Below are 22,654 nucleotides of genomic sequence, written 5' to 3' on the forward strand. Positions count from 1 at the left end.
GGAAGTTGCTGAAGAAATAAAAAGAGTAATAAACAAAGTTGGAAAACAAAAAATCATAGAACAAATCGAAAAATCAAAGAAATACAATGCAGAACATTTACCGGAAATGCCGCCAATTGAAGATGTTGATACGGATTGGATGTCGGATGAAATCAGCGATGTAACTCATTAATTAAGACAAAATCCTTATTTGAAATCGCTATGTAAAAAGCATAATTCAAATGAACTATGCTTAGGAAATGTCCGCTATCACTGAGTCAGTTCGAAAATCATCAATGATAGATAATGAATGTTCGTTCGTTAATTCAAGATGATTAGTGAAGAAAAAGTGCATTGAGTCGAAAATGGTATCACATTTCAATTCTGTAGCTTTTTCTTCTTGATCTAGACTCATTAACCAATTTTTATGCATTTGTACGAAATGGCTAGTAGATTGTTTCATAAATACACTCCTAATATAATAATGTAACAGTTTATATTGTTTTTACGATAAATGCAATGAAAGTAAATAAAATCGTTATCTGAGAGAAAGGAGGAATGGATATGAAATACTTTGAGTTTAATAAGCATGAATATTATGCGTTAATTGCGGTAAATGGCGATGTGGATAAAGCGATTGAAATATATGTAGAAAATGTCGCTGGTGATAGTGCGGAACAAGTTAAAGAAGAAGCTGTTCCAGTAGAGTTAACGCGTGAACAAGCGTTATCAACATATTTGGTTAGTCTTGCTAGACCTACCATAGACACTCCAATAAATAAATTACACGCGGAATTTTGTGATTGTGAGGATAGCGTTTTATTAATAGATGGATCACTAGTATGACTAAAGTTGAAGTAATAGGCAGAGCTAAGTTTGAAAACTTAACCAAATAATCCTTTTGTATAAGAAAATAGTAATAACGATAGAAAGAGGGAAAATCATGGGATATGCAAATAGAGGGATGGCATTTGAGCATCTATTAAACATTACAAATCGAATGTATAAATCAGCAATGGTGGCAATAATTAATAAACGTCCTACACCTGTAAAAGTATTAAAAACAAATAAGCTAGGACAAATAACGAAAAGCTGCTGGCAAGATAAATCTACAGTAGATTATGACGGTGTATACAAAGGTAGAGCAATCTACTTTGAAGCAAAGTCTACTAAGGAAACAAGTAGATTCCCATTAGATAATATTCATAGGCACCAAATTGATTTTTTAAGGGATACGCAAGAGAGAGGGGCTATTTGCTTCTTTTTAATAGAATTCAGAACAGACCAGGTTATTTATTTTACTCCTATCGAATTGGTAGCAGAATACTATGAAGCTATGCTATATGATAATGGCCGCAAATCTATCCCACGAGAAGAATTCGAAAAAAGAGCATATGTAGTGAAACGAACAGATCGAGCACTAGTTGATTATCTGCAACAAGTAGAAAAATTAGAATGGCCAATATGTGGTTAATGGGGGAAATCGGAAAATGGATAAGAAGGAAATCCGTATAAAGATTTTAAACCTACAGGACGAGCATTGCGCAAATTGTAAACAGCATGCAAATACAAAATATTGCTTAACAGTTTGTGAGATAGGGAAACGAATTAACAAGCTAGGAACTCATATAGGTGGTACATATGCAGCGGATGCTCCAAAGAGAAGAACAAAAGAAGATTGGGATAAATTATGTGTAGTGGCTTTATCGATGAGAGAAGAAGGATTAACATATGCAGAAATTGCAAGAAAAATAGGCGTTAACAGTGGTGGGTATGTAATTGAGCAACTACAGAAAAGAAATTTAAAATAAAAAATTTCACATACCATATTATAAGGATAAACATAAAAAATGAAGTTAATAGTCCGGATTCAGAGGGCGTTGATTGTATATAGGAATGTAATCTTTCCTATTTATAATTCAGCGTCCTCTTTTTTATTTAAAAGGAGGAAATAGACCATGAAAATGAAAGAATTAATGAAAGAATACAGAGAAACATTGAAACAATTAGAGAAAGCGAAAGAGGTTGCTGCGGAAGCAGATGTAAAAGTAATTAAAGAAATGATTAGTGATATAGAATATGCCTTGGAATGGATGCGTACAGCAAAGCAACCAGGGGCGAAGAGGGGCATTGAACGTAGAGCGGCATATGAGCGTGAAAAGGCGTGTGACCCGCTATTAATGCAAAGATATTTCCGTAGTACACCGACAAAATATGAATGGGATAAAGAAGAAAAAGAAAGTGTAATTTCTGAATGGGAGCGAATCATGTTAGATGATGCGTTATCTACATTATCGGAGTCAGAGAGGGAAATGTATATCATGTTTAAAGGATATTGTTTTTCGATGGGAGAAATTTCTATAATGATGAATAAATCGAAGTCTACTGTTCAAACGGTATTACGAAGAGCAGACGAAAAAATAGGGAAACAAATTAAAGAAAGTCTCTTCTGCATGGTTGGCTGAGGCTTTTTATCTTAAAAACGCTATTTTTTGTCATACGAATGCCCACTATATATGAAAGGCTTCCGAAACTTTATCTTGTTGGTTACTGATGGAGTAAACCCAGTTGCTTCGTGGATCGACAGTTGTTTTTTTAATACTAGAAGGAAATAAGATATAACAAATCTCGTTGTTCTCTTGATTTTCTAGTATATGTGTACACTCTTTAATTCTCATTAATTTAATGGTCTAAACGGGAGAGCTTCTGCTCTTCTTTGAGCTGATACTTGCCTACCTATAAAGTGTCGGTTCAAAGAGGTGCAGAATTTCAACCTCTTTTTGATTAAAAAAAAGGACGCTTCAAGCGTCCTTTTAGGGTGTGTGTGTATTATCATTGAAACCTAATGTTTCTTTTAAAGATTCAGTGAGTAATTTTGATTGGTTGATGTTTTTATTTACAGCTTCTTTGTCTAGCCATTCTGGGATAGTTAGTGTTTTCTTTTTTAATTTAACATTATCGGTCATTCTATATGGCGGCATTCTGACATCGACTAATAAAACATATTCATTATCGTTTAAATCTGTTAAATCTGTTATATGGGTTGGCGAAGGGATAGGGTCGTTATCTTCTTCCATTATTGTTAGAAAACCACCTAATACATCTCTAGCCATTTTTAAGGCTTCTTCTTGATTTTTGCCACTTGTCATACATCCAGGTAAATCAGGGAAAGTTACAAGTACGCTATCGCTATCAAATCTAAAGATAGCAGGATATACGTAATAGTCTTTTTCATTCTTTGACATAATATCGAATCCTTTCTTGTTTTTTGGTGTATAATGTTTGTTATAGTTCATTTGAAACAAGGAGGGCTATTTCAGCCCTGCTTGTTTCAAGATTTCTTGTGTAAGTCCAACGCCTAAATCTTTACGGGGATGTGGGACTGGAATCTTCTTCCCTGTTACTGGATGTTTGAAATGATGGTGACTGCCACGTACACTATGTAATTCATATCCAGCTTTTTTTAAGCGTTTGAACATTTCTTTTGAACTATAACTTGTCATTTGTTCACCTCCTTTTCTATAAATATTATAACACGTATCACGACACGTGTAAATAGGAGATGAACAGTTTCTTTGTATTTTTTTATAAAAATGCTAAGAAACTACACAAAAGGTACTCATTCTAATAGTTGGGATGAGTACCTTTTATTTTGCAAGAAAAGGACGGTTATAAGAATGTTGAATCAAGTATTTAATATGGACTGTTTAGAAGGAATGAAAATGATTGAGGATAAATCCATTGATTTAATCCTTTGCGATTTGCCTTACGGAACTACTGCATGTAAATGGGACGAAATTATTCCATTTGGTCCATTGTGGGAACAATATGAGCGCATCATAAAAGACAACGGGGCTATTCTTTTAACAGCAAGTCAGCCATTTACAACAAAATTAATTGCATCTAACATGAAGTTATTTCGATATGAATGGATTTGGAAGAAAGGAAACCATACGACTGGTTTTCCAAATGCAAACAGAATGCCATTGAAAAATCATGAAAATGTATTAGTGTTTTATAAAAAGTTACCTAAATATTATCCGCAAGATTTAATAAAGCTAGAGAAACCAATTTATCGTAAAAGTACCTCTAGAAAGTTAAAGATTTTCGGAAAAAGAAATAACGAATCGTTGAACAAAGTACATGTGACTAAGTATACGAATTATCCTAAGTCAGTAATTGATTTTCCGAGGGATAGTAAAACATTTCATCCAACGCAAAAACCAGTTGCTCTTTTTGAATATCTTATTAAGACATACACAAAAGAAGGAGATGTTGTACTAGATAATTGTATGGGTAGCTTTACAACTGCTATAGCATGTATTAACACTAATCGTAATTACATTGGATTCGAACTTGATAAAGAGTATTGGAAAAAAGGTAATGAACGAGTAAAAGAACATATGCAGAAGTTAAAGCATCCATAACGGGTGCTTTTTTCTTTGTTATATAAAAATTACACATTAAACATACAAGTAAAGTGTTATGCGGTGACGGAATAGGTAGACGTTTACTAATCGGGCTACTATAAAAAGGCGGACCCGACCATGTTAGGTGCAAATCCTAACCCGCATATTTGAACAAAATGGAAATTTGGGTAGGAGGATGAATGATGAAGAAAGAAATGAAAGTAGAAGTAACTGAGGATTTTAGTATATATGACCACACAGGTAAGGTATTACTTCAGGAATTCCGTGAAGGTGAGCAATATGATGTTAAGTTAAATGATGATACATGGGAATTTATTTGTGGTGAAACAGTAGCAGCTGAATATGACCAATTCGGAAAATTAATTGTACATGACTGTTTTAAAGTAATTCAATGATTAAACCAATAGCAATTATCGCAGGCGCCGCCGCAATCTGGGTGGCGTCTTGGTTGTTGTTAAAGAAAGATAAGGGGTGAGGGGAATGTATTTGATAGATTTCATAATTGGATGTTGTGCAGGGGCTGTATTCGGGATTGGATTATGCGCTGTGCAAGAAAAGATGCAAGAACGAGGCATCGATAGAGCGGTACAGAAAGAAATAGAGGAACCTGATTCTTTATAAGAACAGGTTCCTAATGTCCGCTAATGCTTGTTGCGTGATTTTGTTCCATTGCTACACATACCCCGAAATGGAGCGATTGAAAGCAACGAGGAATGATGAGGAAGATTTCTAACAAAACAAACTCAACACAAACCAAATATTGTAAAACTAAAGTGAAAAAGTATATAATGTAACACATCATATATTTTGTTACATTATATTTTAGAAGATAAATGCCGTTATATCAACGTTTTTGTCTATTTGTAAAAATAACTACCATATTTTATGTAACATATTGTATAATAAAGATACATATAATGTAACATAACGTATGGAGGGGTAAGGAATGAAGTTTGTGCAACCAATTCGAGATAAGAAAAAATTGGAAGAAGTGAAAGAGGTTTTACGTCGTCAATCTTATCGTGATTTGTTTTTATTTGAAATGGGAATCAATACAGGTCTAAGAATTAGTGACTTATTGAAGTTACATGTAAAGGATGTGAAAGAACGAACTCACATTGTTATTAAAGAGCAGAAGACTGGAAAAGAGAAACGTTTCATTATCAATACAGCGTTAAGAGAAAAAATAAATGAGTATGTAAGAGGAATGAACGAAACGGATTGTTTATTCGCTTCTAAAAAGACAGGAAAGCCTATCACGAGAATTCAAGCTTATCGAATCATGAATGCTGCTGCTGAAAAAGTAGGGCTTGATGAAATTGGAACGCATACTCTTAGAAAAACATTTGGATATCATTATTACCAAAAGACAAAAGATGTAGTAATGCTACAAACAATCTTTAATCATTCTGCTCCGTCTATTACATTACGTTATATAGGAATACAGCAGGATGAAATTGATAAATCGTTAGAAGATTTCAGTTTATAAATAAGAAAAACAAAAAGTGGCGAATCTGCTGCTTTTTTATTTTGTAAAGCAATTAGCATGGGGTGAGTGATAAATGCAGATGAGATTAAAGTAAATGGATAAGGAGGCAGGTGTTATGTAATATGGCAAGACAACGCAGTCCGAATCGCGATAAAGCGTACCAGATATTTAAAGAACATAATGGTGAGATTACTAATCGTAAAATTGCTGAATTATTATCTACATCCGAACGAACTGTTAATGAAAAAACGGTAGGAGGATGGAAAACGAAAGATAAATGGATGCAACAATTGAAAGGAGTACTCCATAAAAACGAACGGAGTACTCCAAAGAAAAATACGGAGTACTCCAAAAAGAAACCAGGAGCCCCAAAAGGTAATAAGAATGCTGTAAACAATCGTGGTGGAGCTAAAAAGGGCAATAAAAATGCCGTTGGTAATTCCGGAGGTGCTGCTCCATTGCGTAATGGTAATGCTGTTACCCATGGGCTATACAGAAAATATTTACCGCAAGAAATATATGATTTAAAAAAAGAATTAGAAGAAGCAGTAAGCAACGATCCATTATCAATCTTATGGGAAAGTATAATGCTGCACCATGCTCAAATCATTCATGCTCAACGTATTATGTTTGTTAGAGATAACGAAGATATGACAAAGGAACTGCGGAAAAAGAAACTTACCGAAAGTGGTTTTGAAGAAGAGTGGGAAATCCAGTTTGCTTGGGATAAGCAGGCTAGTTTCTTAAATGCTCAATCGAAAGCAATGACAACACTTGTTGGCCTTATAGAAAAATATGATAAGTTAGCCAATACAGAAGAACAAAAATTGCGTATTGAGAAACTTAAGAAAGAAATCGCTTCGATTAAAGTTGATAGCGATACGAGCCAACACACAGAAGATTGGAAAGAATCGCTTATGCAGATAGCTGAGCGCAGACGCAAGCTAAAGGAAGCTGAACAAAATGAGTAATACAGCTTTTAGCGAATTTATGGAGATTATCGATGTTTATTGGGATGATCCAGTGGCTTTCGCAGAGGATATGCTAGGTTTTTATCCTGATGAGTGGCAAAAGAACGTACTCATGGACTTAGCGAAACACCCTAAAGTTACAGTTCGCTCAGGTCAAGGTGTCGGTAAGACGGGCCTTGAATCTGTTGTAGTGCTTTGGTTTCTATGTTGTAGACCTAATCCGAAAGTTATTTGTACTGCTCCTACGAAAGAACAGTTATTCACCGTTTTGTGGGCTGAGATAGCTAAATGGTTAGAAAGAAGCAAGGTAAAGAACCTGCTTAAATGGACTAAAACAAGAGTTTATATGATTGGTAGCGAAGAACGTTGGTTCGCTACTGCTAGAACAGCTACTAAGCCGGAGAATATGCAAGGTTTTCACGAAGACTATATGTTATTTGTATGTGATGAAGCTTCTGGTATTGCTGACCCAATCATGGAAGCTATTCTCGGTACATTATCAGGTGAAGAAAATAAATTACTTTTATGCGGCAACCCAACTCGAACAAGTGGGGTTTTTTATGATTCTCATAATAAAGACCGCGATATGTATAAAGCGCATAAGGTTTCTAGTATGGATTCGCCACGTACAAGTAAAGATAACATCGAAATGCTGAAACGAAAATATAACGAAGATAGCGATGTATATCGGGTACGTGTATTAGGTGAGTTCCCTAAAGCTGAGGCAGATGCGTTTATCCCACTGGAATACGCAGAGCAAGCAGCTGCTACAAAGTTATCAGTAGACAGAAGAGAACGCATTTTACATCTTGGCGTGGACGTTGCTCGTTTTGGTGATGATGAGACAGTTATTGCTGTTCGTATTGGAACAGTGGTCACTGAATTAAAACGATATAGTAAGCAAGGGACAACGCAAACCGCAGGGCGCGTATTAGAAGCTGCAAGGAATTATATGAAGATGTATTCTTTTATTAAAGAAGTACACATAAAAGTCGATGCTGATGGTGTTGGTGGTGGTGTAGTTGATAGATTAGATGAGGTTGTTTATGAAGAAGGGTTAGATTATATCAAGGTAATGCCAATACACAACGGTTCTTCTGCTCAAGATATTAGTTATGAAAATATGAGTACAGAGTTATGGGCGGGTGTACGAGAAATATTAGAAGAAAACTTTTCTGCTTATATGAGGGGGGAGCCTTCTAAAGTAAGTATTCCAAATGACGAAAAGCTTGTTTCACAATTAACAACTCGTAAGTACCGTATTACATCAAAAGGAAAGATTGCCCTTGAAAAGAAAGATGATATGAAGAAACGCGGACTACAATCACCTGACCGCGCAGATGCAATAGTACTGGCGTTTGCGAATGTTGAAACTGCGATCGAATCATTTGAACGTGTATTCTAGGAGGTGCGTTATGTTTGAACGATTGAAGCAATGGTTCCGCACCCTTTTTAAAAGAAAAGGAGGTGTGATTGTGACGGAGCAGTACACTGCTGAATTAAAAAAAGATAAGTGGAAACAGCTAAGTGAAATCTTAAAAGAACACGATTCAATCCTTAAACAAGTAGAACACAAACAAAAGATATACGATGGTGAATTTGAAATAAAAACAAGACAGCCGAAAAGGGAAGATGATCCGAACCATCGCATTGTTGTGAACTATTCTAAACTAATCTGCAATATGCCATCTTCTTATATGTTAGGTAAGCCGGTAAGTATAGATATTCCTGATACGATAACAGATAAGGGAGTAAGTAAGGCGATATTGGAGGAATTTAGAGAACGATTAGAGCAAGTAACAGAAGATAATGAGGACCATGCGGTAGATTTCCTCAATACTAAACGTGGATTGATTGCTGGAGGAGCGACAGTCCTTTTTTATTTTGATGAGATGGGACAAATACGTTATAAATCTTATCCATTAAATGAATGTTTTCCTATTTTTAATCATAGAGGAGACATGTTAGCTGCTATTCATCGTTATACAGATACAGTGAATGATGAAAAAGTGGAGTACATTGAAATTTATGATAGTGCAGAAGTTACTTATTTAGTAAGAAAAGACGATTCATTTGCACTAGATGGGCGGTATAGAGAAAATCCTAAGCCGCACTATATTCCAATTGTACCTGCAGCTTACTTTCAAAACGGAGAATTCGCCCAACCAAAAGGCGGAAAGATTTATTATGGTCCAAGTAATCTATCAGACGATATAATTACACAATTAGAAGAGTTATCTAGGCTTGTATCGGATAATTCAAACCGACTTGATGTGTTTTGCGACCCGTATTTAGCATTTATTGGGGCGATGCCTGATAAAGATAAAATGTTAGATATGAGAAAGAGCAGAGGTATTGGGATAAAGGGAAAACCGGGCGATAAAGTAGATGTTAAGTATTTGATTGCTGATATGCCAAATGATCCTGTTGAATGGCAAGCAAAGCAGATTATTGATTCGCTTTTCGAAACTTCTCAGCTACCAAAAATATATAGTGAAAAAGCAATCAGCGATTTATCTGGAGTTGCTATAGATCAATTATATGCGCCTCTTGATTTGCAAGTAAATGAAAAGGAAATTTACCTATCTCGTTATATTCGTAGGAAATTGATGATTATCACAATGATGTTAAATGCACAAAAACTACTCGCGAGTAAAGTTGAGAATCCAGCAGAAGTATTAAAAGAGATGATGCTACCAGGAAACGAATGGCCAAAAGATTTATATAGCTATCGTTGGATCTGGTGGGAAGTTCATCGTAACAAACCTCAAAACGTAAAAGAGTTAATTGAAATCTTAACTAAGCAAGACGGAGAATTATCTAAATTCACTCGTCTGCAACACAATCCTTTTGTAGAAAACATACAAGAAGAACAAAAACGTTTAAAACAAGAGGAAGCAGAGAAAAAAGAAGTGGATCTAAATGATATCGATGGACATCTCGCAAAGCGTGATAAGCGTATGCAGCAGAGTGAAAAGACGGATGATGAGTTATGAATCAAGAACAAATAAAGAAACTTCAAGAAATGGCAATAACTCAGCAGAAGAGACTTATTAAATTCAAAGATCAGCGTATTCGTGTACTCCTCGAAGTGTATGCTGAGTTTCTGCAAGATATACACAAGGAGTTAGCTTATCTATATACAAAAACAAGTCTTGATTCTCCTGCCGATACGTGGGATTGGGATGAAATAAGACGTGGCAAGGATTTAGAAGCGATTCTACTGCAAATGGAAGATAGCATTAATCGTATTGGCCAAAAAGCAATTGCTACTACTTCTACATCCATTCAAACTGTAGCGAAAGTGGATTATGCGTTTACTTCATATATAATAGCAGGTCAAATTGAAGGATACATTGTAGTACCACCTGTCATTCCAGAAAGAGCAATTAAAAAGCTCTTGAATAAAGATTGGGGACATGGTCATTTTTCCAAAAATCTATGGGGAAAAACAAAGGATTTCCAATACAATTTGAGGACTACGCTTATTAATTCTATGCAGCGTGGCGAAGGATTTCGTAAAACTGCTGCTAAACTTCAAAAGAAGATTGGCCAAGAAGCATATAAGAGCGAAAGGCTTGTCAGAACTGAAATTATATCAGCTAGTAATGCAGCTAAAAAGGAATACATGTATGACTTTGAAGAACGCTGTAATGAATTGAATACGAGCTTGCTCAATGGTGTAAGGGTACTCGAGACATTAGATAATCGAACGTGCCCTATTTGTCGTGCCATCGATGGTAAAGAATTCACGGTGGAAGAATCGAAGGATATTGCAGAAGTAGCTCATCCTAATTGTCGTAGAATATTTGTACCAATTATACGAGGTTTCGACAATTCTAATCGCCAACGTGCAGCTAGAAATCTTGAAACAGGTAAAACATATCGTACTGATGCAAAGACATTTGAAGAATATGCGAAAGAGCAAAATGTAAGTTCTGCTGCTGATTATAGTAAGCAGTATAGAAAAGAGAAGAAACAGGAGAGTGAAGAGTGATGAAATCATTATATAAATTACGTTTAAACTTACAATACTTTTCGGACCCGAATCCACCAGCTGATCCACCACAAGACCCGCCGCCAAACGATCCACCTAATGATCCGCCGGTGACATATACGCAAGAACAATTAGATGCACAGCTTGCTGATGCTAAAAAAGCGGCAGAAACGCAAACGAAAGCGGATTTATATAAAAAAATAGGTGTTGAGTCATTAAAAGACTTGCAGGATAAATTAAGTGCTGCGAAAACGAAAGAAGAAGCAGATGCAACATTACGTTCTAATAACGAAACACTTACGGCTGAAAACAGCAATTTAAAAACACAACTGGCATTTGTAAAAGCTGCATTTAAGCACAATCCGCACGATGCGGACCTTCTTTTTACTGCGGTTGAGCCGTTGCTACAAAAAGACCCTGACACTGGCGAAATTACGAACATGAAGGAAGCTATTGAGCAAGTGAAAACAGAAAAACCTTTTTTATTTGTGAACGAAGAGTCAAATGGATCTGGTCAAGGAGGTGGTTCACAAAGACCAGGAAGTACTGCTCCAGGGGGCGGAAATCCACCAGCTTCTCAAACAGACTATGATAAAGGCGCAGAGTTAGCCAAAAAACGTAGTCAGTCATATCAAAAATAAGGAGTGAAATAAATTGAATCTATATACACGTAAAGAAACAGTGATTGCAGGAAAAGAAATCCTACGTGACATTGTTGGGTTAAAAACAATTACTCTAACACTGGATCATACAGCATTTACACCCGGTATCATTCCTGCTGGTACGTCATTAATTATGGATAGCGAAACGAAAAAAACACGTCCGTTTGATAAAGAGAAGGATGTGGACTCTACAGAACAAGTTTCGCTGTTATTCCGTGATATCCGTATTGATACAAATGATGTACAAGCAGTTGGACTTGTAGGTGGCTATGTAAACGAATCGAAATGCCCTGAAATCACATCAGAGTTTAAAGTAAAAGCAAAAATGCTGGATATTCGATAAGGAGAGTGAAACCGAATGACAATTTTACAATTAGAGGAATTTAAAAGAGAAACTTTAATTGGCTATGTTGAAAATTTAACAGTACCATTTGAGTCAAAAACATTACCATTCTTACCACGAGATAAGGATGTATATAGCCTTTCATTCGCATATGATATCTTTAAAAAACATAACAACGTGGCAGCGAATTTATTAGAATTTGGCGCACCTGCTCCACTTCGCGATAAACAAGGTTTAGAACGAGCAGTTGCAGAGGTTGCTAAGTTAGCTCACCGTTATCGCTTTGATCAAAAAGACCAACTCACTATCATGAATACAAAGTTTGATAAGGAGCGCCAACAAGTTATTGATCGTGTATTCAACTACATCGATAACTTAAAATTAGGTGTAGAAGAGACAGAAGAATATTTCCGTACTTCTGTACTATACAAGGGTCGAATCAAATACAACTTAGATGGATTTACATTAGATTTAGCATTTGATGTCCCAAAAGCATTTTCTGCAGCGATTAAGTGGAGTGATGTTGAAAAATCTAATCCAATCAAGGATTTAGTAGACTGGATTGAAAAGTTTAAAAAAGCAAATGCCGGTCGTCGTCCATTGGCGATTCATATGTCTAATGCTGCTTATCTTGATATCTTACAATCTAAATCTACTATTTCTAACATTAAAGGTGTAGCTGGCGGCATGGTAACACCTGATGAGTTAGCGACATATTTAAAACGTTGGAACATCCCGCCAATCACAACGAATGATTTAGAAATTACGTTTGAAGATGGTAAAACAGAACGGTATTTGCCAGAACGACGTGTAGTATTCCTTGGGATTGAGGGCAAGCAAACATTAGGATCTACTGTACAAGGTCCGACAGTAGAGAAAAATGGTCAACCTGGTATCTATACTCGTACTTGGAATGAAGAAAATACATTAAATGAATTTGTAGAAATCGGTAAAGCTGCATTCCCTGAGCTTTCATATCCATCCGGTGTAATGCAAATTGATGTATAAGGAGCAACTAATATGAAAGCTCTTATTACAGCTGAAGAAGCGGTTGCCCTTTTTAGCGAACTGAATAAAGTCGATAATCTGGAAGCTGCTTTACTAAGAGCTTCTATTTTTGTGCGCTCAAAAGTAAAGGAATTAAGCGAGCAAGTCCCTGATGATATCAAACTTGCTGTCTGCTACCTTGTAAAAGATGAACATGTGCCACAATTGAAGAGTATCGAGCGTTCTACTTATAAAGAAACATATGCCGATAAGAATAAATCGTATCGTGAACTTGCTATGGAAATATTAGAAGATTATATGCCGCAAGAAAGCGATTCGGGGGTGTTCTTCTTTTGAGTAGACTAGAAGAATTATTGTTTCATAGAATGAAAATATTTCGTTTTGTAGACGATGAAAAAGAGTTTGATAGCAAACAAGAAGAAAAAGAAATTGGAACAGATATCCCTTGTGCATTAGAAAAGAAGAATCTCAGTAAGATTAACGAGCTAATAGGCAGGGTAGAAGTGGAGGGGACGCACCTTCTGCTCACCCTTTATCCTGGTATTGTAGCAGGCGATGTAATTGAAGTGTATGAGCCTAAAAGCGGGTACAACATAGGCAAATTTATTGCGTCTAAACCGGAACCTATTCCAGATCGGCAAGGTGTTCATCATTTCGAAATTGATTTGAAGGATGTAACAAAAATATGAGTGGCAGCTTTGAAGGTGGCTTTGTATTAGAAGGATTCGACGAGTGGATGCTGCACATGAAAAATGTGATTAACAGACAATTACCTAGACTATTAGAGGTCTGGTGTGAGGCATTAGCGTTAGAACTAATGACCAGAGTTGCTGAAAAAACTCCTGTTGATACAGAAGCGCTACGTAATTCATTTCTTAGTGCTGGAGCGGGTATCGATGAAAATGGATCTGTTTACTTGAAAACAAAAATGGGTAACGGTGTAGAAATCATCGTCGGGTCTAATTTAGAGTATGCAGAATACGTTGAAGCAGGTCATAGAACACGGAATAGCGGAATGAGTCGCGAAGCCGCTAAAAAGGCAGGTAAATGGGTTGAAGGTGCTCATATGCTTGAAGATTCATGGCATGAATTTGAGCCTGAATCATTACGATGGCTTGAGGATAGAGTAGGAGAGATTATGAATGAAATTGGGTTCATCTGATCTTAAAAGTGTATTGCATTTCATTCAAACGACTACCGGTATAAAAGGATATACAACAAGAAGGAGGCAGGAAACGCGCCCTCCTTTTTTCTATCTCAAAACACCGGTTGGCAAACCGAATAAGGATTCGGCAGGTTTCTTTAAATATCGTCCGCTGATACATGGAACGTTATTTCTTGATAAGGATAGCCAGATGGAAACTGTTGCTTTAAAGTTCCAAACAAAAATACAAGAAGCGCTGCTTCATTGTTGTTTCGATATTCCTCTTGTAGATGACGATTATAATTTGACATCCGGAAGATTGGAAGATATTGAGTTTGAAATGCAACAAGCTGAGATTGATGTGTGGATATTCACTGTAAAAGGTGAAAGATTTGTGAGTTTGGATGAGGTAATTGAACCGATTCGCAAGATACACAACAGCATTAATGCGAGGTAGGTGATAGAGATGGTTAAAAGTGAGACTTCTCCTAAAAAAGAAACTGCAAAAGTGCCAGAACCGGTACTTTATCCAGTTTCAGAAATTATTGAACAATCAGAGCAATTATTTCATGTTCCTGATTATATCACAGCTGCTGCTTTACGTGATTTAAATGAAGTAGATGTAAAAACAGCTGAAAAGAAAGTGCGAGCATTATTAAAAAAAGAGGTGAAGTAAATTGGCAAAACCGTTTAAAGAAGGAAGAAATGAAATTGAATCTGGTTTTTATGCTTTTACAGAATTGGTTGTACAAGGTGCAATCAACAAAAATGCGCGCGGTGTGCTTATGATGCCGATTAAGGCAGATTGGGGACCAGAGAATATTGTTGTTGAATTGAATTCAAAGGAAGAAGCAAAAGCGACTTTTGTTGGACAAAATGCTGATTTACTCGAATTAGCGTTCGCAGCTCCCTTAAAACAATTGAAAGTGGTACGTCTTGCTACAGATGAAGCAAAGAGAGCGGCGTTGTCATTGGAAAGTATCAAAATTGAAGCTGTACACACTGGGGCAAGAGGAAATAATTTTAAAGTTACTATTCGCCCTAAGTTGGGTGATGATACTGCGAAGCATTTCATTCTAACAGAAAATAACATTGAGTTAGAGCGTATCACATTCATGACAGTTGATGAACTTATTGCTAAGTCAAAAGACAGTTTATATGTATCGATTAGTAAAGTTGATGGTGTGGATGGTGAGAAAGCTGTCGAAAATATCAATAGCATTCCTCTTACAGGCGGATCCAGCGGTGAAGCTGTAAAAGTAGAAGATTATGTTGAATTCTTCGGATTAGCGAAGGAAGAAGAATTCAATGCAGTTGTTCTTGACGGTATAAAAGATAAAGCTGTAAAGGCAATGCTATCACAATTCGTCCAAACAAGCCGCGCGAGTGGCAAACTTATCACTGGATACACAGGCGGTGAGGATGCGAGGGATATCGACTACTATGCGATTACAAATAATATTCAAAAAGCTGGTAACAATGATCGTGAATATTCAGCAGAAGAAGTAGCGGTATATGCAGCTGCTGCATTAATTTCATGCCCGCTGAATGAGAGTATGACTCAAAAGGAAACACCATTCACATGGGTTGAAAAACTTGGTGTGGAAGAAACAAAACGCCGTTTAGCAGAAGGAAACTTACTTTTCTTCCAAGAGGGCAAGACAGTACGTTTCAATACGGCAGTTAATACAATGACAACGATGAAAAATCTTGATGAAGCAGTAGGGATTTCTAGGGAAGCGGATGAAAAGGCTGCTATTCGTACACTTCAAAAAGTAAAAGTGGTTGCTGCGATTGATTACATCACAGTTGCAGAAGAAAAAATCTTTTCTAAGTATATGTCAAAAGCGAATACGCAAGCGCGTCGTTTAGCTTCTGCACAAGCAATTAAAGATGAGTTGCTAGAAAAACTTGCAGAATCCGAAGTTATTGAGACAGGAACATATAACTGCTATGAAGATCCGCGCCATACAGAAGATACTGGCAAAACAGTTTATAAAGATGAGGCGTATTTCGTCACTGAATATGTTGTCATCGATGCAATTGAAAAAGTATACAACAAAAACAAAGTAGCTTAATAAAGGAGGGTATTTATGTCATCGTTTGATAATAGTTTACCTACATTAAATACACGCAGCACTGTACGTGGTAAATACGGCGGTGTTATTGATCCGACAGGCAGACAAATTCTTGAAGTAACAGAATTTGAAGCGAAAATCAAGTTTGATAAAAAGAAAATTGAACGGGCGAATGCCTTCATGGAAGGTAACCGCATTATGGGTGCCAGCGGTTCAGGTAAGATGAAAGTTTATTTAACAGCAGAAACATGGCAGTTAACGAAGGATATTTTAAATGACCCTGATAAATTGCTTACGCTAATTGGTGAAATTCATGATCCAGATGAATACGTAGGAGCAGCTAACTCGAAAGTGGCCATCAAAAATGTTTCGTTCGACGAAGTTACTCTTGCTGGTTTCAAAACAAAAGATGTAATTGAACGAGACTTTCCATTTACGTTTGATAGTTTTGAATTTCTATAAAAACATCACTAGAGAGGGATATCCCCTCTCTTTTCTATTAAAACTATAATTTAAACCCGGAGGCTATATAAAATGACTAATTTAACAAAAGAAAACAACAAACCAAAATTTGCAAGTTTAGAAGATTTATTTGCGGTAAATGTTGACGACCGCGTTCGTGGAGAAGTACAAATTCAAGCTGTTAATGGACATATGTTATCTATTCCGTTCAAATCTATTACAGCAGATGAAGAGCAAAACATTCGAAAAGCTGCTACAAAACGGATTAAATTACCTAATAATCAATTCCAAGAGGTTCAAGATGAAAGTAAATACAACGCTTTATTGATTGCTACTGCAACAGATGAAACGCGTACAAATATTAAATGGGATAGTCCGGAATTAGCACAAAAAATTGGTGTGCCGGTACCAAGTCCATGGTTAATTATTCCTAAAATGCTATCTTTAGGCGGTATTGTCACTGCAACTCAGTTCATTATTGAATTATCTGGTCTTGGAAATAATTCGTTCGAAGAGGATATTGAAGCCGTAAAAAACTAATTTGCACCGACCCGTTAGCTTCTTGGGCCCATAGGCTGTTCCAACAACACCATATAGATCCTGAAGAGTTTTTTCTTATGCCTTATAGGAAGAAACTCTTTTTTATTGCTTCTTGTTTGGTTCAAGACGAACGAGATAAAGAAGCGGAAGAAAAAGCAGCCGCCGAGGCCCAAGATTGATGACGAAGGCGGTGGAATATGAGTAGTAAACAAGTAACAGGTAAAATCAGTTTAATGGATGCGATGTCTGCTCCATTACAGCGGATTACACAAACAATGGAGCGGACATCACAAGCTGCAAGAAGATTGGATTCTTCTTTAAGACTTAGAAATACAGGTTCTGCTGCGTTACAACAAACAGCACAAAGAACTACACAATTAACACAGAATTCACAACAATTAAATAACACTCTGCAACAAACAAGTCAGCGATTGAACCAAACAAGCCAAGCTATGCAGCATACTGGACAAAGTGCAAATACTGCTAGCAACGGAATGAACCAACTTCAACAGCGGTTTGGTGGTGTTAGTGAGCGGAATGCTCAAATGCTAAACGGTTTGGAACGAGCGCAAGGATCGTTGCTAACTACTGGAGCCGCTGCTACTGCTGCGGGCGGCGCTGTCATTGCTGGATTAGGGGCAAGCGTCAAAACTGCTGCTAATTTCGAAGAAGCAATGTCTAAAGTAGCAGCTGTATCCGGCGCTTCTAAAGGAGAATTAGGACAGCTATCCGAACAGGCGAAACAATTAGGTGCATCTACTAAATATTCTGCTTCCGAAGCAGCGGAAGGGATGCAGTATTTAGCGATGGCTGGTTTTAAAACCAAAGATATTATGTCGGCTATGCCTGGTATGTTGGACTTAGCTGCTGCAGGTGCACTAGATTTAGGCTCAGCTGCGGACATTTCATCAAATATTATGAGTGGCTTCGGCCTATCTGCTGATAAAGCTGGACATACAGCTGATGTGTTAGCATACGCTTCATCAAATGCAAATACAAACGTTAGTCAGATGGGCGAAGCAATGAAATATGCAGCAGGTACAGCTCATACGGTTGGTTTTAGTATGGAGGAAACTTCCGCCGCTATCATGGCGATGGGTAATAGTGGTTTACAAGGTTCTGTTGCAGGTCAAGCATTCGCCACTTCACTTGGTCGTCTGGCGAAACCTACAAAAGAAATGAAGAAAACGATGGATCAATTAAATCTATCTTTCTTCGATGCTCAAGGTAAGATCAAGCCTTTACCTTCTATCGTAAAAGAGTTAGAAGATAAAACAGGTAAAATGACTGCACAGCAAAAGTCGGCTACATTAACAACTTTATTTGGTGCAGAAGCATACAAAAACTGGGCTGCGCTATTATCTGAAGGTAGTGGAAAACTAGAGAAAAATACAAAAGCATTACAAGAAGCTGATGGTGCCGCTTCTAAAATGGCAAAAACCATGACAGAGAACCTAAATGGGCAACTTACTGCATTAAAGTCCGGTCTTGAAGGCGCAGCTATTGCTTTAGGTAATGCTCTTCTACCCGCTATTAAATGGGTTGTATCTGGTCTACAAGGGGCGGTTAGCTGGTTTAATAGTTTGAGTGACGGAACAAAAACAACAATTGCTGTAATCGCTGCAATCATCGGCACATTTGTAGCTTTAGGCGGAATTCTAGGGATTGTATTAGCTATTATTCCTAGCATGGTATCTGGATTTACTTTATTGGCTGGGGCTATGGGTTTAACAGCCGGTGCATTCGCGGGAATAATCGGAACAGCATTAGCTGTAATTGGTGTTGTAGCTGCAATCGGCGTAGCAATAGTAGTTCTTTACAACAAATGTACAACATTCCGGAATATTGCTAACAGCGCCATAAACGGAGTGAAATCGGCATTTGATTCTTTAATGTCAAAAATGAATCAAGTGAAAAATTTTATAGTTACCACATGGTCGGGAATTAAGGCAATCTTCAATGATGATGGTAAAGGTGTCTCAATCCTAAGTAGTCTAGGGTTTAGTCCTAATACTATAAAAACAATTACAAGTATATCGACAAATATTAAACTGGCCATCTCAAGTATTAAAGCACTTGTTTCTGGAAATGACACAGAAGCAGGCGGGTTCTTAAAAACGCTTGGATTCTCAGAGGGAGCAATTAGTGTCATCTTTGGTGTAAAGAGTGCGATTTCATCCGTTATCAATACAGCAAAAGGATTTACTGCTTTATTTAGTGGAAATGAAGGGAAAGCAACATCACTATTAAGTAGTGCCGGATTAGATCCATCAACAATTAGACAATCAATTGCGGTCATTAATAATGTGAAAAACGCAATCAAAGGTTTATTCATGATTATCAAGAATGGCGATAAAAAAGGCGCATCATTCTTAAAAATGGCTGGATTGTCTGATGATATGGTTGGACAAATTACAAGTACAGTATCAGCTGTTAAACAAGCTTTTTCAGGGTTAGTATCAATAGTTAAATCGGTTGCTAAACAAATAGCATCTGCTTTTAAAGGTAGCGGCCCTGGTATTATGTCGGCTGTTTCTACGATAGTAAAATCTGTTATAACGCTTTTTAAAACGATGCAACCCGTCCTTTCTGTAGTTTTTATGGTGATAAAAGTTATTGTAATCGGAACGCTCCAGAATATCGCTGGGTTTATACAGGGTATTGTCGGGGTGATCTTGGCAATTATAAAAATCTTTGCTTCATTGTTCACTGGAAACTGGAAAGGATTATGGGAAGGGGTAAAATCGTTATTTAAAAATGCCCTTATGGCGATTTGGAATGGCGTGCAATTGTTATTCATTGGACGTTTACTTGGTGTGTTCAAAGCAGGATTTACTGCTATTAAGGCTATTTTCACTGGTGGATGGTCTGCCATTAAAACTGGATTTATGACGGGACTTACTGCAATCTGGAATGGCGCCAAATCTATATTCACCAAATCTACTAGTGCAATCGGTAAAACCTTAACGTCTGGTTTTAAAGCTGCTTTTAATGGCGTTGTTAACATTGTAAAAGGATCCATTAATTTAATCCAAAATGTAATAAATTTCGGTTTTTCATTTATCCGTAATATTATTACGACCACGTTAAATCTTATTTTAAATATTTTTAAAATGAGTTGGAATGGAATTAAAAATGTAGTAACTTCTGCAATTAATGCGGTCAAAACTGCAATTCAAACAGGGTTAGAGGCAGCTGGAAATATAGTTAAAAATATTTGGACTACGGTCAAAGAATTCACGACCACTACATGGAATAATGTCCGTACAGGGGTAAGTGAAGCTGTAAGCGGAATGAGAACTAAGGTGCAAGAAATCTTAGGAAATATAAAAGATTTCTTCAAAAAAACGTGGGACGATATCTTGAATGCTGTAAAATCTTTACCTGCTAAATTTTTAGAAATAGGTAAAAATATGATGGAAGGTCTTTGGAATGGTATAAAGTCTGCGGCGACTGGATTAGGAGATAAAGTTTCGAATTTAATAGATAGCGTTGTTCCTGGTCCGGTTAGAAAATTACTTTCCATAAACTCACCATCTAAGCTTTTCCACCAATATGGTGTATGGACAATGCAAGGTTTAGAAGGTGGAATTGAAGCACGTAAAGATTATACTCGCGATAAAGCTGTAAGTATAGCAAAAGATGTAAGCATTCCGTTTGCTCCTGCTTCACCAAGTAAACCGGCTATTGGTTCTTCAAAAGGTGGAAGCACAGTACAAACAAATCATATTAAGAACGAATTTAACATCAATATTTCAGGTGGTTCGGCTAAAGAAATGCACGAAAATGAAGATACATTTAAAGAATTAGCTGATAAGCTTGTGAATTATCTGGCTGATAAATTAGATGATGCAGCGAATGGAAAAACAAAAATTAATTTAGGGGTGATGGAATCGTGATTTTCCTTTTAACAAAAACGGCCAAATTTACCTTTCCATTCACTCCGAAAGGTACTGGTCCAAAAGGCGGAGACACTAAAATAGAAGAACTGAACACATTAGGACAAGGTGTTATTCCTTTTTCTGATGGCAAAGAGCTGGAGGAGGTTTCATTTACCTCCTTCTTTTCTTTTAAAAAAGTTTCGGGAGAAGAAGCGCGACATGATCCTTTTTCAGCAGTCTCGTTTCTTTCTAGTCTGAGAGATTCACAAGAAGTAGTGCTGCTTAATCTACCAGATCTGAATTATAAGAGAGAAATGAAAGTGAAGAAATTCGAATACTGGCAAGATTCACCTGGTTACATCGAATTTAATATAACTTTTAAAGAACATAGAGAAATTAAGCTGGGGTACATGGATAAATCCGGTACTATCAGGCGACCTCCGTCTAATAATCTCAATAAGTATGCTTTGCAGACTGGAAGAGTAAATGGAACTCATATGCTCGCTGTTAGAGAAGGCCCATCTCCAAATAATCGAGTAATTGGAACGATAAAACAAGGGCAGGTCGTGACATTTTCTAAGAATACGAGAACTCAAGCTGGATGGCTTTATATTCAATATGGTAGTTTACATGGTTATGTTGCTGCTCAATTCATTTTATAGGAGGGGATTATTGTGTTAGAGGTCATTATAGGAAATATGGTAGTAACTGATGCAGTAGTTCCTCCTATCAAATTGGATGATGATTATCAAAATGGCCCGGTAAAAGTAGAACTGACGCTTATATATAAACCAGAATTCGATGAAATTGATGGAAAACCATTAAAAATTATAGTGAATGGCAATGTTTGGTTTGTCGGGGTAGTACGAGGGTATAAGAATCCGAAAGGTCGAAACGTTGATGTAACTGCGTATGACCATCTGTTTAATTTAGTTAAATCCGATGATGAATTCTTATTTCAAAATCGTACCGCTAGCCAAATGATACGATCTATTTTGAATAGATATAGCTATCCAATTAAGGAACTAGTAGAAATTAATACGATATTCCCCCTTATGTATTTAGATAAGAACAATGCTCAGAGTGTGTTCGAAATGTTAATCATAATCTTATACGAAAGTAAAAAAAGAACCGGCAAAAAATATTGGATACGGTTCGAACCTGAAGGGTTACGCATATTTGAGTGGAAGCCAGCAAGGTTCATCCCTGTTTTAGGATCCGGATTAACAAATAGCGAAAAGACTGTTTCCGTAGAAGAAGTAAAGAATAAAATTACTGTTGTAAATAGGGAGAAGAATATTATTGCAGTTAAATCTGATGGTAATTCTATAAAAAAATACGGTCCTCTATCTACAGTTGAAGAATTTAGTGGTGATACCGAAGCAGCAGCGATAAGTTATGCGGAAAGTATATTAGGAACAAGAACCTTACCGGATGTATCGCGACAAATCGAACATGTTCATAGTATAGAAGAACCGCGGATATGGTCTGGAGATTATATATATTTAGAAGATCCTACAAAAACAATACTTGGTGGATATTACGTAAAGAAGGCAGCGTATCAAATTTATCGAAATTATGTTGTGTTCAGTGCCGATGTGGCTCATACTGCTGCTTTACCGAGCAAAGAATATGTTCCACCGCAAGAAAATAACGAAGGGTAGGTGAAG

At 36.9% G+C, this 22,654-nt stretch carries 29 protein-coding genes; 26 read left to right on the forward strand and 3 right to left on the reverse strand.

The genetic code is table 11. The annotated features are described in order from the left end of the window. Positions 1-232: 232 nt before the first annotated feature. On the reverse strand, positions 233-442 hold the full coding sequence (locus tag MR058_RS20345; protein ID WP_048723913.1) for a hypothetical protein: 210 nt from the start codon (positions 440-442) through the stop codon (positions 233-235). 101 nt (positions 443-543) lie between these two features. Here MR058_RS20345 and MR058_RS20350 point away from each other — a divergent pair, with 101 nt between their 5' ends. The 4 genes from MR058_RS20350 to MR058_RS20365 all read left to right on the forward strand — a co-directional run bounded on the left by MR058_RS20350 (position 544) and on the right by MR058_RS20365 (position 2,444). After that, complete coding sequence (locus MR058_RS20350; protein ID WP_242145563.1) at positions 544-825, forward strand: hypothetical protein; 282 nt, start codon at positions 544-546, stop codon at positions 823-825. Positions 826-922: 97 nt separating this feature from the next. Then, entirely contained in the window at positions 923-1,453 is a 531-nt protein-coding gene (locus tag MR058_RS20355; RefSeq protein WP_087099640.1) for a Holliday junction resolvase RecU, read from the forward strand. Between the two features lie 16 nt (positions 1,454-1,469). After that, positions 1,470-1,790 (forward strand): zinc-finger domain-containing protein, encoded by a 321-nt coding sequence (locus MR058_RS20360; protein ID WP_087099638.1) that lies wholly within the window; start codon positions 1,470-1,472, stop codon positions 1,788-1,790. Between the two features lie 153 nt (positions 1,791-1,943). Further along, a complete protein-coding gene (locus MR058_RS20365; protein WP_087099703.1) occupies positions 1,944-2,444 on the forward strand; it encodes a sigma factor-like helix-turn-helix DNA-binding protein in 501 nt (166 codons plus the stop codon). A 348-nt stretch (positions 2,445-2,792) separates the two neighbouring features. On the opposite strand, the gene MR058_RS20370 is transcribed toward MR058_RS20365, so the two are convergent. Both MR058_RS20370 and MR058_RS20375 read right to left on the reverse strand, forming a co-directional pair. Further along, complete coding sequence (locus tag MR058_RS20370; protein ID WP_087099636.1) at positions 2,793-3,224, reverse strand: type II toxin-antitoxin system HicB family antitoxin; 432 nt, start codon at positions 3,222-3,224, stop codon at positions 2,793-2,795. Positions 3,225-3,290: 66 nt separating this feature from the next. Beyond that, positions 3,291-3,482 (reverse strand): type II toxin-antitoxin system HicA family toxin, encoded by a 192-nt coding sequence (locus MR058_RS20375; protein WP_087099634.1) that lies wholly within the window; start codon positions 3,480-3,482, stop codon positions 3,291-3,293. Between the two features lie 174 nt (positions 3,483-3,656). Here MR058_RS20375 and MR058_RS20380 point away from each other — a divergent pair, with 174 nt between their 5' ends. The 22 genes from MR058_RS20380 (at position 3,657) to MR058_RS20485 (ending at position 22,648) form a co-directional block, all read left to right on the forward strand. After that, on the forward strand, positions 3,657-4,406 hold the full coding sequence (locus MR058_RS20380) for a DNA-methyltransferase (RefSeq protein ID WP_242145564.1): 750 nt from the start codon (positions 3,657-3,659) through the stop codon (positions 4,404-4,406). 185 nt (positions 4,407-4,591) lie between these two features. Further along, positions 4,592-4,804, forward strand: a complete 213-nt coding sequence (locus MR058_RS20385) for a hypothetical protein (RefSeq protein WP_242145565.1) — start codon at positions 4,592-4,594, stop codon at positions 4,802-4,804. Positions 4,805-4,889: 85 nt separating this feature from the next. Continuing rightward, positions 4,890-5,030, forward strand: a complete 141-nt coding sequence (locus tag MR058_RS20390) for a hypothetical protein (RefSeq protein ID WP_242145566.1) — start codon at positions 4,890-4,892, stop codon at positions 5,028-5,030. 325 nt (positions 5,031-5,355) lie between these two features. Next, complete coding sequence (locus tag MR058_RS20395) at positions 5,356-5,898, forward strand: site-specific integrase (protein ID WP_242145567.1); 543 nt, start codon at positions 5,356-5,358, stop codon at positions 5,896-5,898. Between the two features lie 122 nt (positions 5,899-6,020). Then, positions 6,021-6,869 (forward strand): phage terminase small subunit, encoded by an 849-nt coding sequence (gene terS / locus MR058_RS20400; protein ID WP_242145568.1) that lies wholly within the window; start codon positions 6,021-6,023, stop codon positions 6,867-6,869. Continuing rightward, complete coding sequence (locus tag MR058_RS20405) at positions 6,862-8,274, forward strand: DEAD/DEAH box helicase family protein (RefSeq protein WP_242145569.1); 1,413 nt, start codon at positions 6,862-6,864, stop codon at positions 8,272-8,274. The genes terS and MR058_RS20405 overlap by 8 nt, the downstream gene beginning before the upstream one ends. A gap of 10 nt (positions 8,275-8,284) precedes the next feature. Next, complete coding sequence (locus tag MR058_RS20410) at positions 8,285-9,865, forward strand: phage portal protein (RefSeq protein ID WP_242145570.1); 1,581 nt, start codon at positions 8,285-8,287, stop codon at positions 9,863-9,865. Continuing rightward, positions 9,862-10,866, forward strand: a complete 1,005-nt coding sequence (locus tag MR058_RS20415) for a minor capsid protein (protein ID WP_242145571.1) — start codon at positions 9,862-9,864, stop codon at positions 10,864-10,866. Before MR058_RS20410 ends, MR058_RS20415 begins: the two co-directional genes overlap by 4 nt. After that, positions 10,866-11,507, forward strand: coding sequence for a phage scaffolding protein (locus MR058_RS20420; protein ID WP_472927016.1), 642 nt, complete (start codon positions 10,866-10,868; stop codon positions 11,505-11,507). The genes MR058_RS20415 and MR058_RS20420 overlap by 1 nt, the downstream gene beginning before the upstream one ends. 13 nt (positions 11,508-11,520) lie before the next feature. Next, positions 11,521-11,871 (forward strand): hypothetical protein, encoded by a 351-nt coding sequence (locus MR058_RS20425; RefSeq protein WP_242145573.1) that lies wholly within the window; start codon positions 11,521-11,523, stop codon positions 11,869-11,871. 15 nt (positions 11,872-11,886) lie between these two features. Continuing rightward, positions 11,887-12,879, forward strand: a complete 993-nt coding sequence (locus MR058_RS20430; protein ID WP_242145574.1) for a major capsid protein — start codon at positions 11,887-11,889, stop codon at positions 12,877-12,879. 12 nt (positions 12,880-12,891) lie between these two features. After that, on the forward strand, positions 12,892-13,215 hold the full coding sequence (locus MR058_RS20435) for a hypothetical protein (protein ID WP_242145575.1): 324 nt from the start codon (positions 12,892-12,894) through the stop codon (positions 13,213-13,215). Next, positions 13,212-13,568 (forward strand): hypothetical protein, encoded by a 357-nt coding sequence (locus tag MR058_RS20440; protein ID WP_242145576.1) that lies wholly within the window; start codon positions 13,212-13,214, stop codon positions 13,566-13,568. The genes MR058_RS20435 and MR058_RS20440 overlap by 4 nt, the downstream gene beginning before the upstream one ends. Continuing rightward, positions 13,565-14,041, forward strand: a complete 477-nt coding sequence (locus MR058_RS20445; RefSeq protein ID WP_242145577.1) for an HK97 gp10 family phage protein — start codon at positions 13,565-13,567, stop codon at positions 14,039-14,041. The genes MR058_RS20440 and MR058_RS20445 overlap by 4 nt, the downstream gene beginning before the upstream one ends. Beyond that, positions 14,022-14,480, forward strand: a complete 459-nt coding sequence (locus MR058_RS20450; protein ID WP_242145578.1) for a hypothetical protein — start codon at positions 14,022-14,024, stop codon at positions 14,478-14,480. The genes MR058_RS20445 and MR058_RS20450 overlap by 20 nt, the downstream gene beginning before the upstream one ends. Before the next feature lie 9 nt (positions 14,481-14,489). Beyond that, on the forward strand, positions 14,490-14,699 hold the full coding sequence (locus MR058_RS20455) for a YqzN/YkzM domain-containing protein (protein ID WP_242145579.1): 210 nt from the start codon (positions 14,490-14,492) through the stop codon (positions 14,697-14,699). Position 14,700: 1 nt separating this feature from the next. Then, positions 14,701-16,101, forward strand: a complete 1,401-nt coding sequence (locus MR058_RS20460; protein WP_242145580.1) for a phage tail sheath N-terminal beta-sandwich domain-containing protein — start codon at positions 14,701-14,703, stop codon at positions 16,099-16,101. 15 nt (positions 16,102-16,116) lie between these two features. Next, positions 16,117-16,563, forward strand: a complete 447-nt coding sequence (locus MR058_RS20465) for a phage tail tube protein (protein WP_242145581.1) — start codon at positions 16,117-16,119, stop codon at positions 16,561-16,563. Positions 16,564-16,635: 72 nt separating this feature from the next. Beyond that, positions 16,636-17,103 carry a phage tail assembly chaperone gene (locus tag MR058_RS20470; protein WP_242145582.1) on the forward strand — a complete coding sequence of 156 codons (468 nt, stop codon included), beginning with the start codon at positions 16,636-16,638 and terminating at the stop codon, positions 17,101-17,103. A gap of 197 nt (positions 17,104-17,300) precedes the next feature. Continuing rightward, entirely contained in the window at positions 17,301-21,002 is a 3,702-nt protein-coding gene (locus MR058_RS20475; protein WP_242145583.1) for a phage tail tape measure protein, read from the forward strand. Further along, positions 20,999-21,646, forward strand: coding sequence for an SH3 domain-containing protein (locus MR058_RS23480; protein WP_242145584.1), 648 nt, complete (start codon positions 20,999-21,001; stop codon positions 21,644-21,646). The genes MR058_RS20475 and MR058_RS23480 overlap by 4 nt, the downstream gene beginning before the upstream one ends. Before the next feature lie 12 nt (positions 21,647-21,658). After that, positions 21,659-22,648 (forward strand): XkdQ/YqbQ family protein, encoded by a 990-nt coding sequence (locus MR058_RS20485; RefSeq protein WP_242145585.1) that lies wholly within the window; start codon positions 21,659-21,661, stop codon positions 22,646-22,648. Positions 22,649-22,654: the final 6 nt, after the last annotated feature.

The sequence above is a fragment of the Bacillus cereus group sp. BfR-BA-01430 genome, assembly GCF_022663115.1.
Lineage (GTDB): Bacteria > Bacillota > Bacilli > Bacillales > Bacillaceae_G > Bacillus_A > Bacillus_A cereus_BD.

What these genes read in the sequence shown, in the direction of transcription:
- MR058_RS20345 (WP_048723913.1), bottom strand. Translation starts at nt 442, where the DNA reads ATGAAACAATCTACTAGCCATTTCGTACAAATGCATAAAAATTGGTTA.
- MR058_RS20350 (WP_242145563.1), top strand. Translation starts at nt 544, where the DNA reads ATGAAATACTTTGAGTTTAATAAGCATGAATATTATGCGTTAATTGCG.
- MR058_RS20355 (WP_087099640.1), top strand. Translation starts at nt 923, where the DNA reads ATGGGATATGCAAATAGAGGGATGGCATTTGAGCATCTATTAAACATT.
- MR058_RS20360 (WP_087099638.1), top strand. Translation starts at nt 1,470, where the DNA reads ATGGATAAGAAGGAAATCCGTATAAAGATTTTAAACCTACAGGACGAG.
- MR058_RS20365 (WP_087099703.1), top strand. Translation starts at nt 1,944, where the DNA reads ATGAAAGAATTAATGAAAGAATACAGAGAAACATTGAAACAATTAGAG.
- MR058_RS20370 (WP_087099636.1), bottom strand. Translation starts at nt 3,224, where the DNA reads ATGTCAAAGAATGAAAAAGACTATTACGTATATCCTGCTATCTTTAGA.
- MR058_RS20375 (WP_087099634.1), bottom strand. Translation starts at nt 3,482, where the DNA reads ATGACAAGTTATAGTTCAAAAGAAATGTTCAAACGCTTAAAAAAAGCT.
- MR058_RS20380 (WP_242145564.1), top strand. Translation starts at nt 3,657, where the DNA reads ATGTTGAATCAAGTATTTAATATGGACTGTTTAGAAGGAATGAAAATG.
- MR058_RS20385 (WP_242145565.1), top strand. Translation starts at nt 4,592, where the DNA reads ATGAAGAAAGAAATGAAAGTAGAAGTAACTGAGGATTTTAGTATATAT.
- MR058_RS20390 (WP_242145566.1), top strand. Translation starts at nt 4,890, where the DNA reads ATGTATTTGATAGATTTCATAATTGGATGTTGTGCAGGGGCTGTATTC.
- MR058_RS20395 (WP_242145567.1), top strand. Translation starts at nt 5,356, where the DNA reads ATGAAGTTTGTGCAACCAATTCGAGATAAGAAAAAATTGGAAGAAGTG.
- terS (WP_242145568.1), top strand. Translation starts at nt 6,021, where the DNA reads ATGGCAAGACAACGCAGTCCGAATCGCGATAAAGCGTACCAGATATTT.
- MR058_RS20405 (WP_242145569.1), top strand. Translation starts at nt 6,862, where the DNA reads ATGAGTAATACAGCTTTTAGCGAATTTATGGAGATTATCGATGTTTAT.
- MR058_RS20410 (WP_242145570.1), top strand. Translation starts at nt 8,285, where the DNA reads ATGTTTGAACGATTGAAGCAATGGTTCCGCACCCTTTTTAAAAGAAAA.
- MR058_RS20415 (WP_242145571.1), top strand. Translation starts at nt 9,862, where the DNA reads ATGAATCAAGAACAAATAAAGAAACTTCAAGAAATGGCAATAACTCAG.
- MR058_RS20420 (WP_472927016.1), top strand. Translation starts at nt 10,866, where the DNA reads ATGAAATCATTATATAAATTACGTTTAAACTTACAATACTTTTCGGAC.
- MR058_RS20430 (WP_242145574.1), top strand. Translation starts at nt 11,887, where the DNA reads ATGACAATTTTACAATTAGAGGAATTTAAAAGAGAAACTTTAATTGGC.
- MR058_RS20435 (WP_242145575.1), top strand. Translation starts at nt 12,892, where the DNA reads ATGAAAGCTCTTATTACAGCTGAAGAAGCGGTTGCCCTTTTTAGCGAA.
- MR058_RS20445 (WP_242145577.1), top strand. Translation starts at nt 13,565, where the DNA reads ATGAGTGGCAGCTTTGAAGGTGGCTTTGTATTAGAAGGATTCGACGAG.
- MR058_RS20450 (WP_242145578.1), top strand. Translation starts at nt 14,022, where the DNA reads ATGAAATTGGGTTCATCTGATCTTAAAAGTGTATTGCATTTCATTCAA.
- MR058_RS20455 (WP_242145579.1), top strand. Translation starts at nt 14,490, where the DNA reads ATGGTTAAAAGTGAGACTTCTCCTAAAAAAGAAACTGCAAAAGTGCCA.
- MR058_RS20465 (WP_242145581.1), top strand. Translation starts at nt 16,117, where the DNA reads ATGTCATCGTTTGATAATAGTTTACCTACATTAAATACACGCAGCACT.
- MR058_RS20470 (WP_242145582.1), top strand. Translation starts at nt 16,636, where the DNA reads ATGACTAATTTAACAAAAGAAAACAACAAACCAAAATTTGCAAGTTTA.
- MR058_RS20475 (WP_242145583.1), top strand. Translation starts at nt 17,301, where the DNA reads ATGAGTAGTAAACAAGTAACAGGTAAAATCAGTTTAATGGATGCGATG.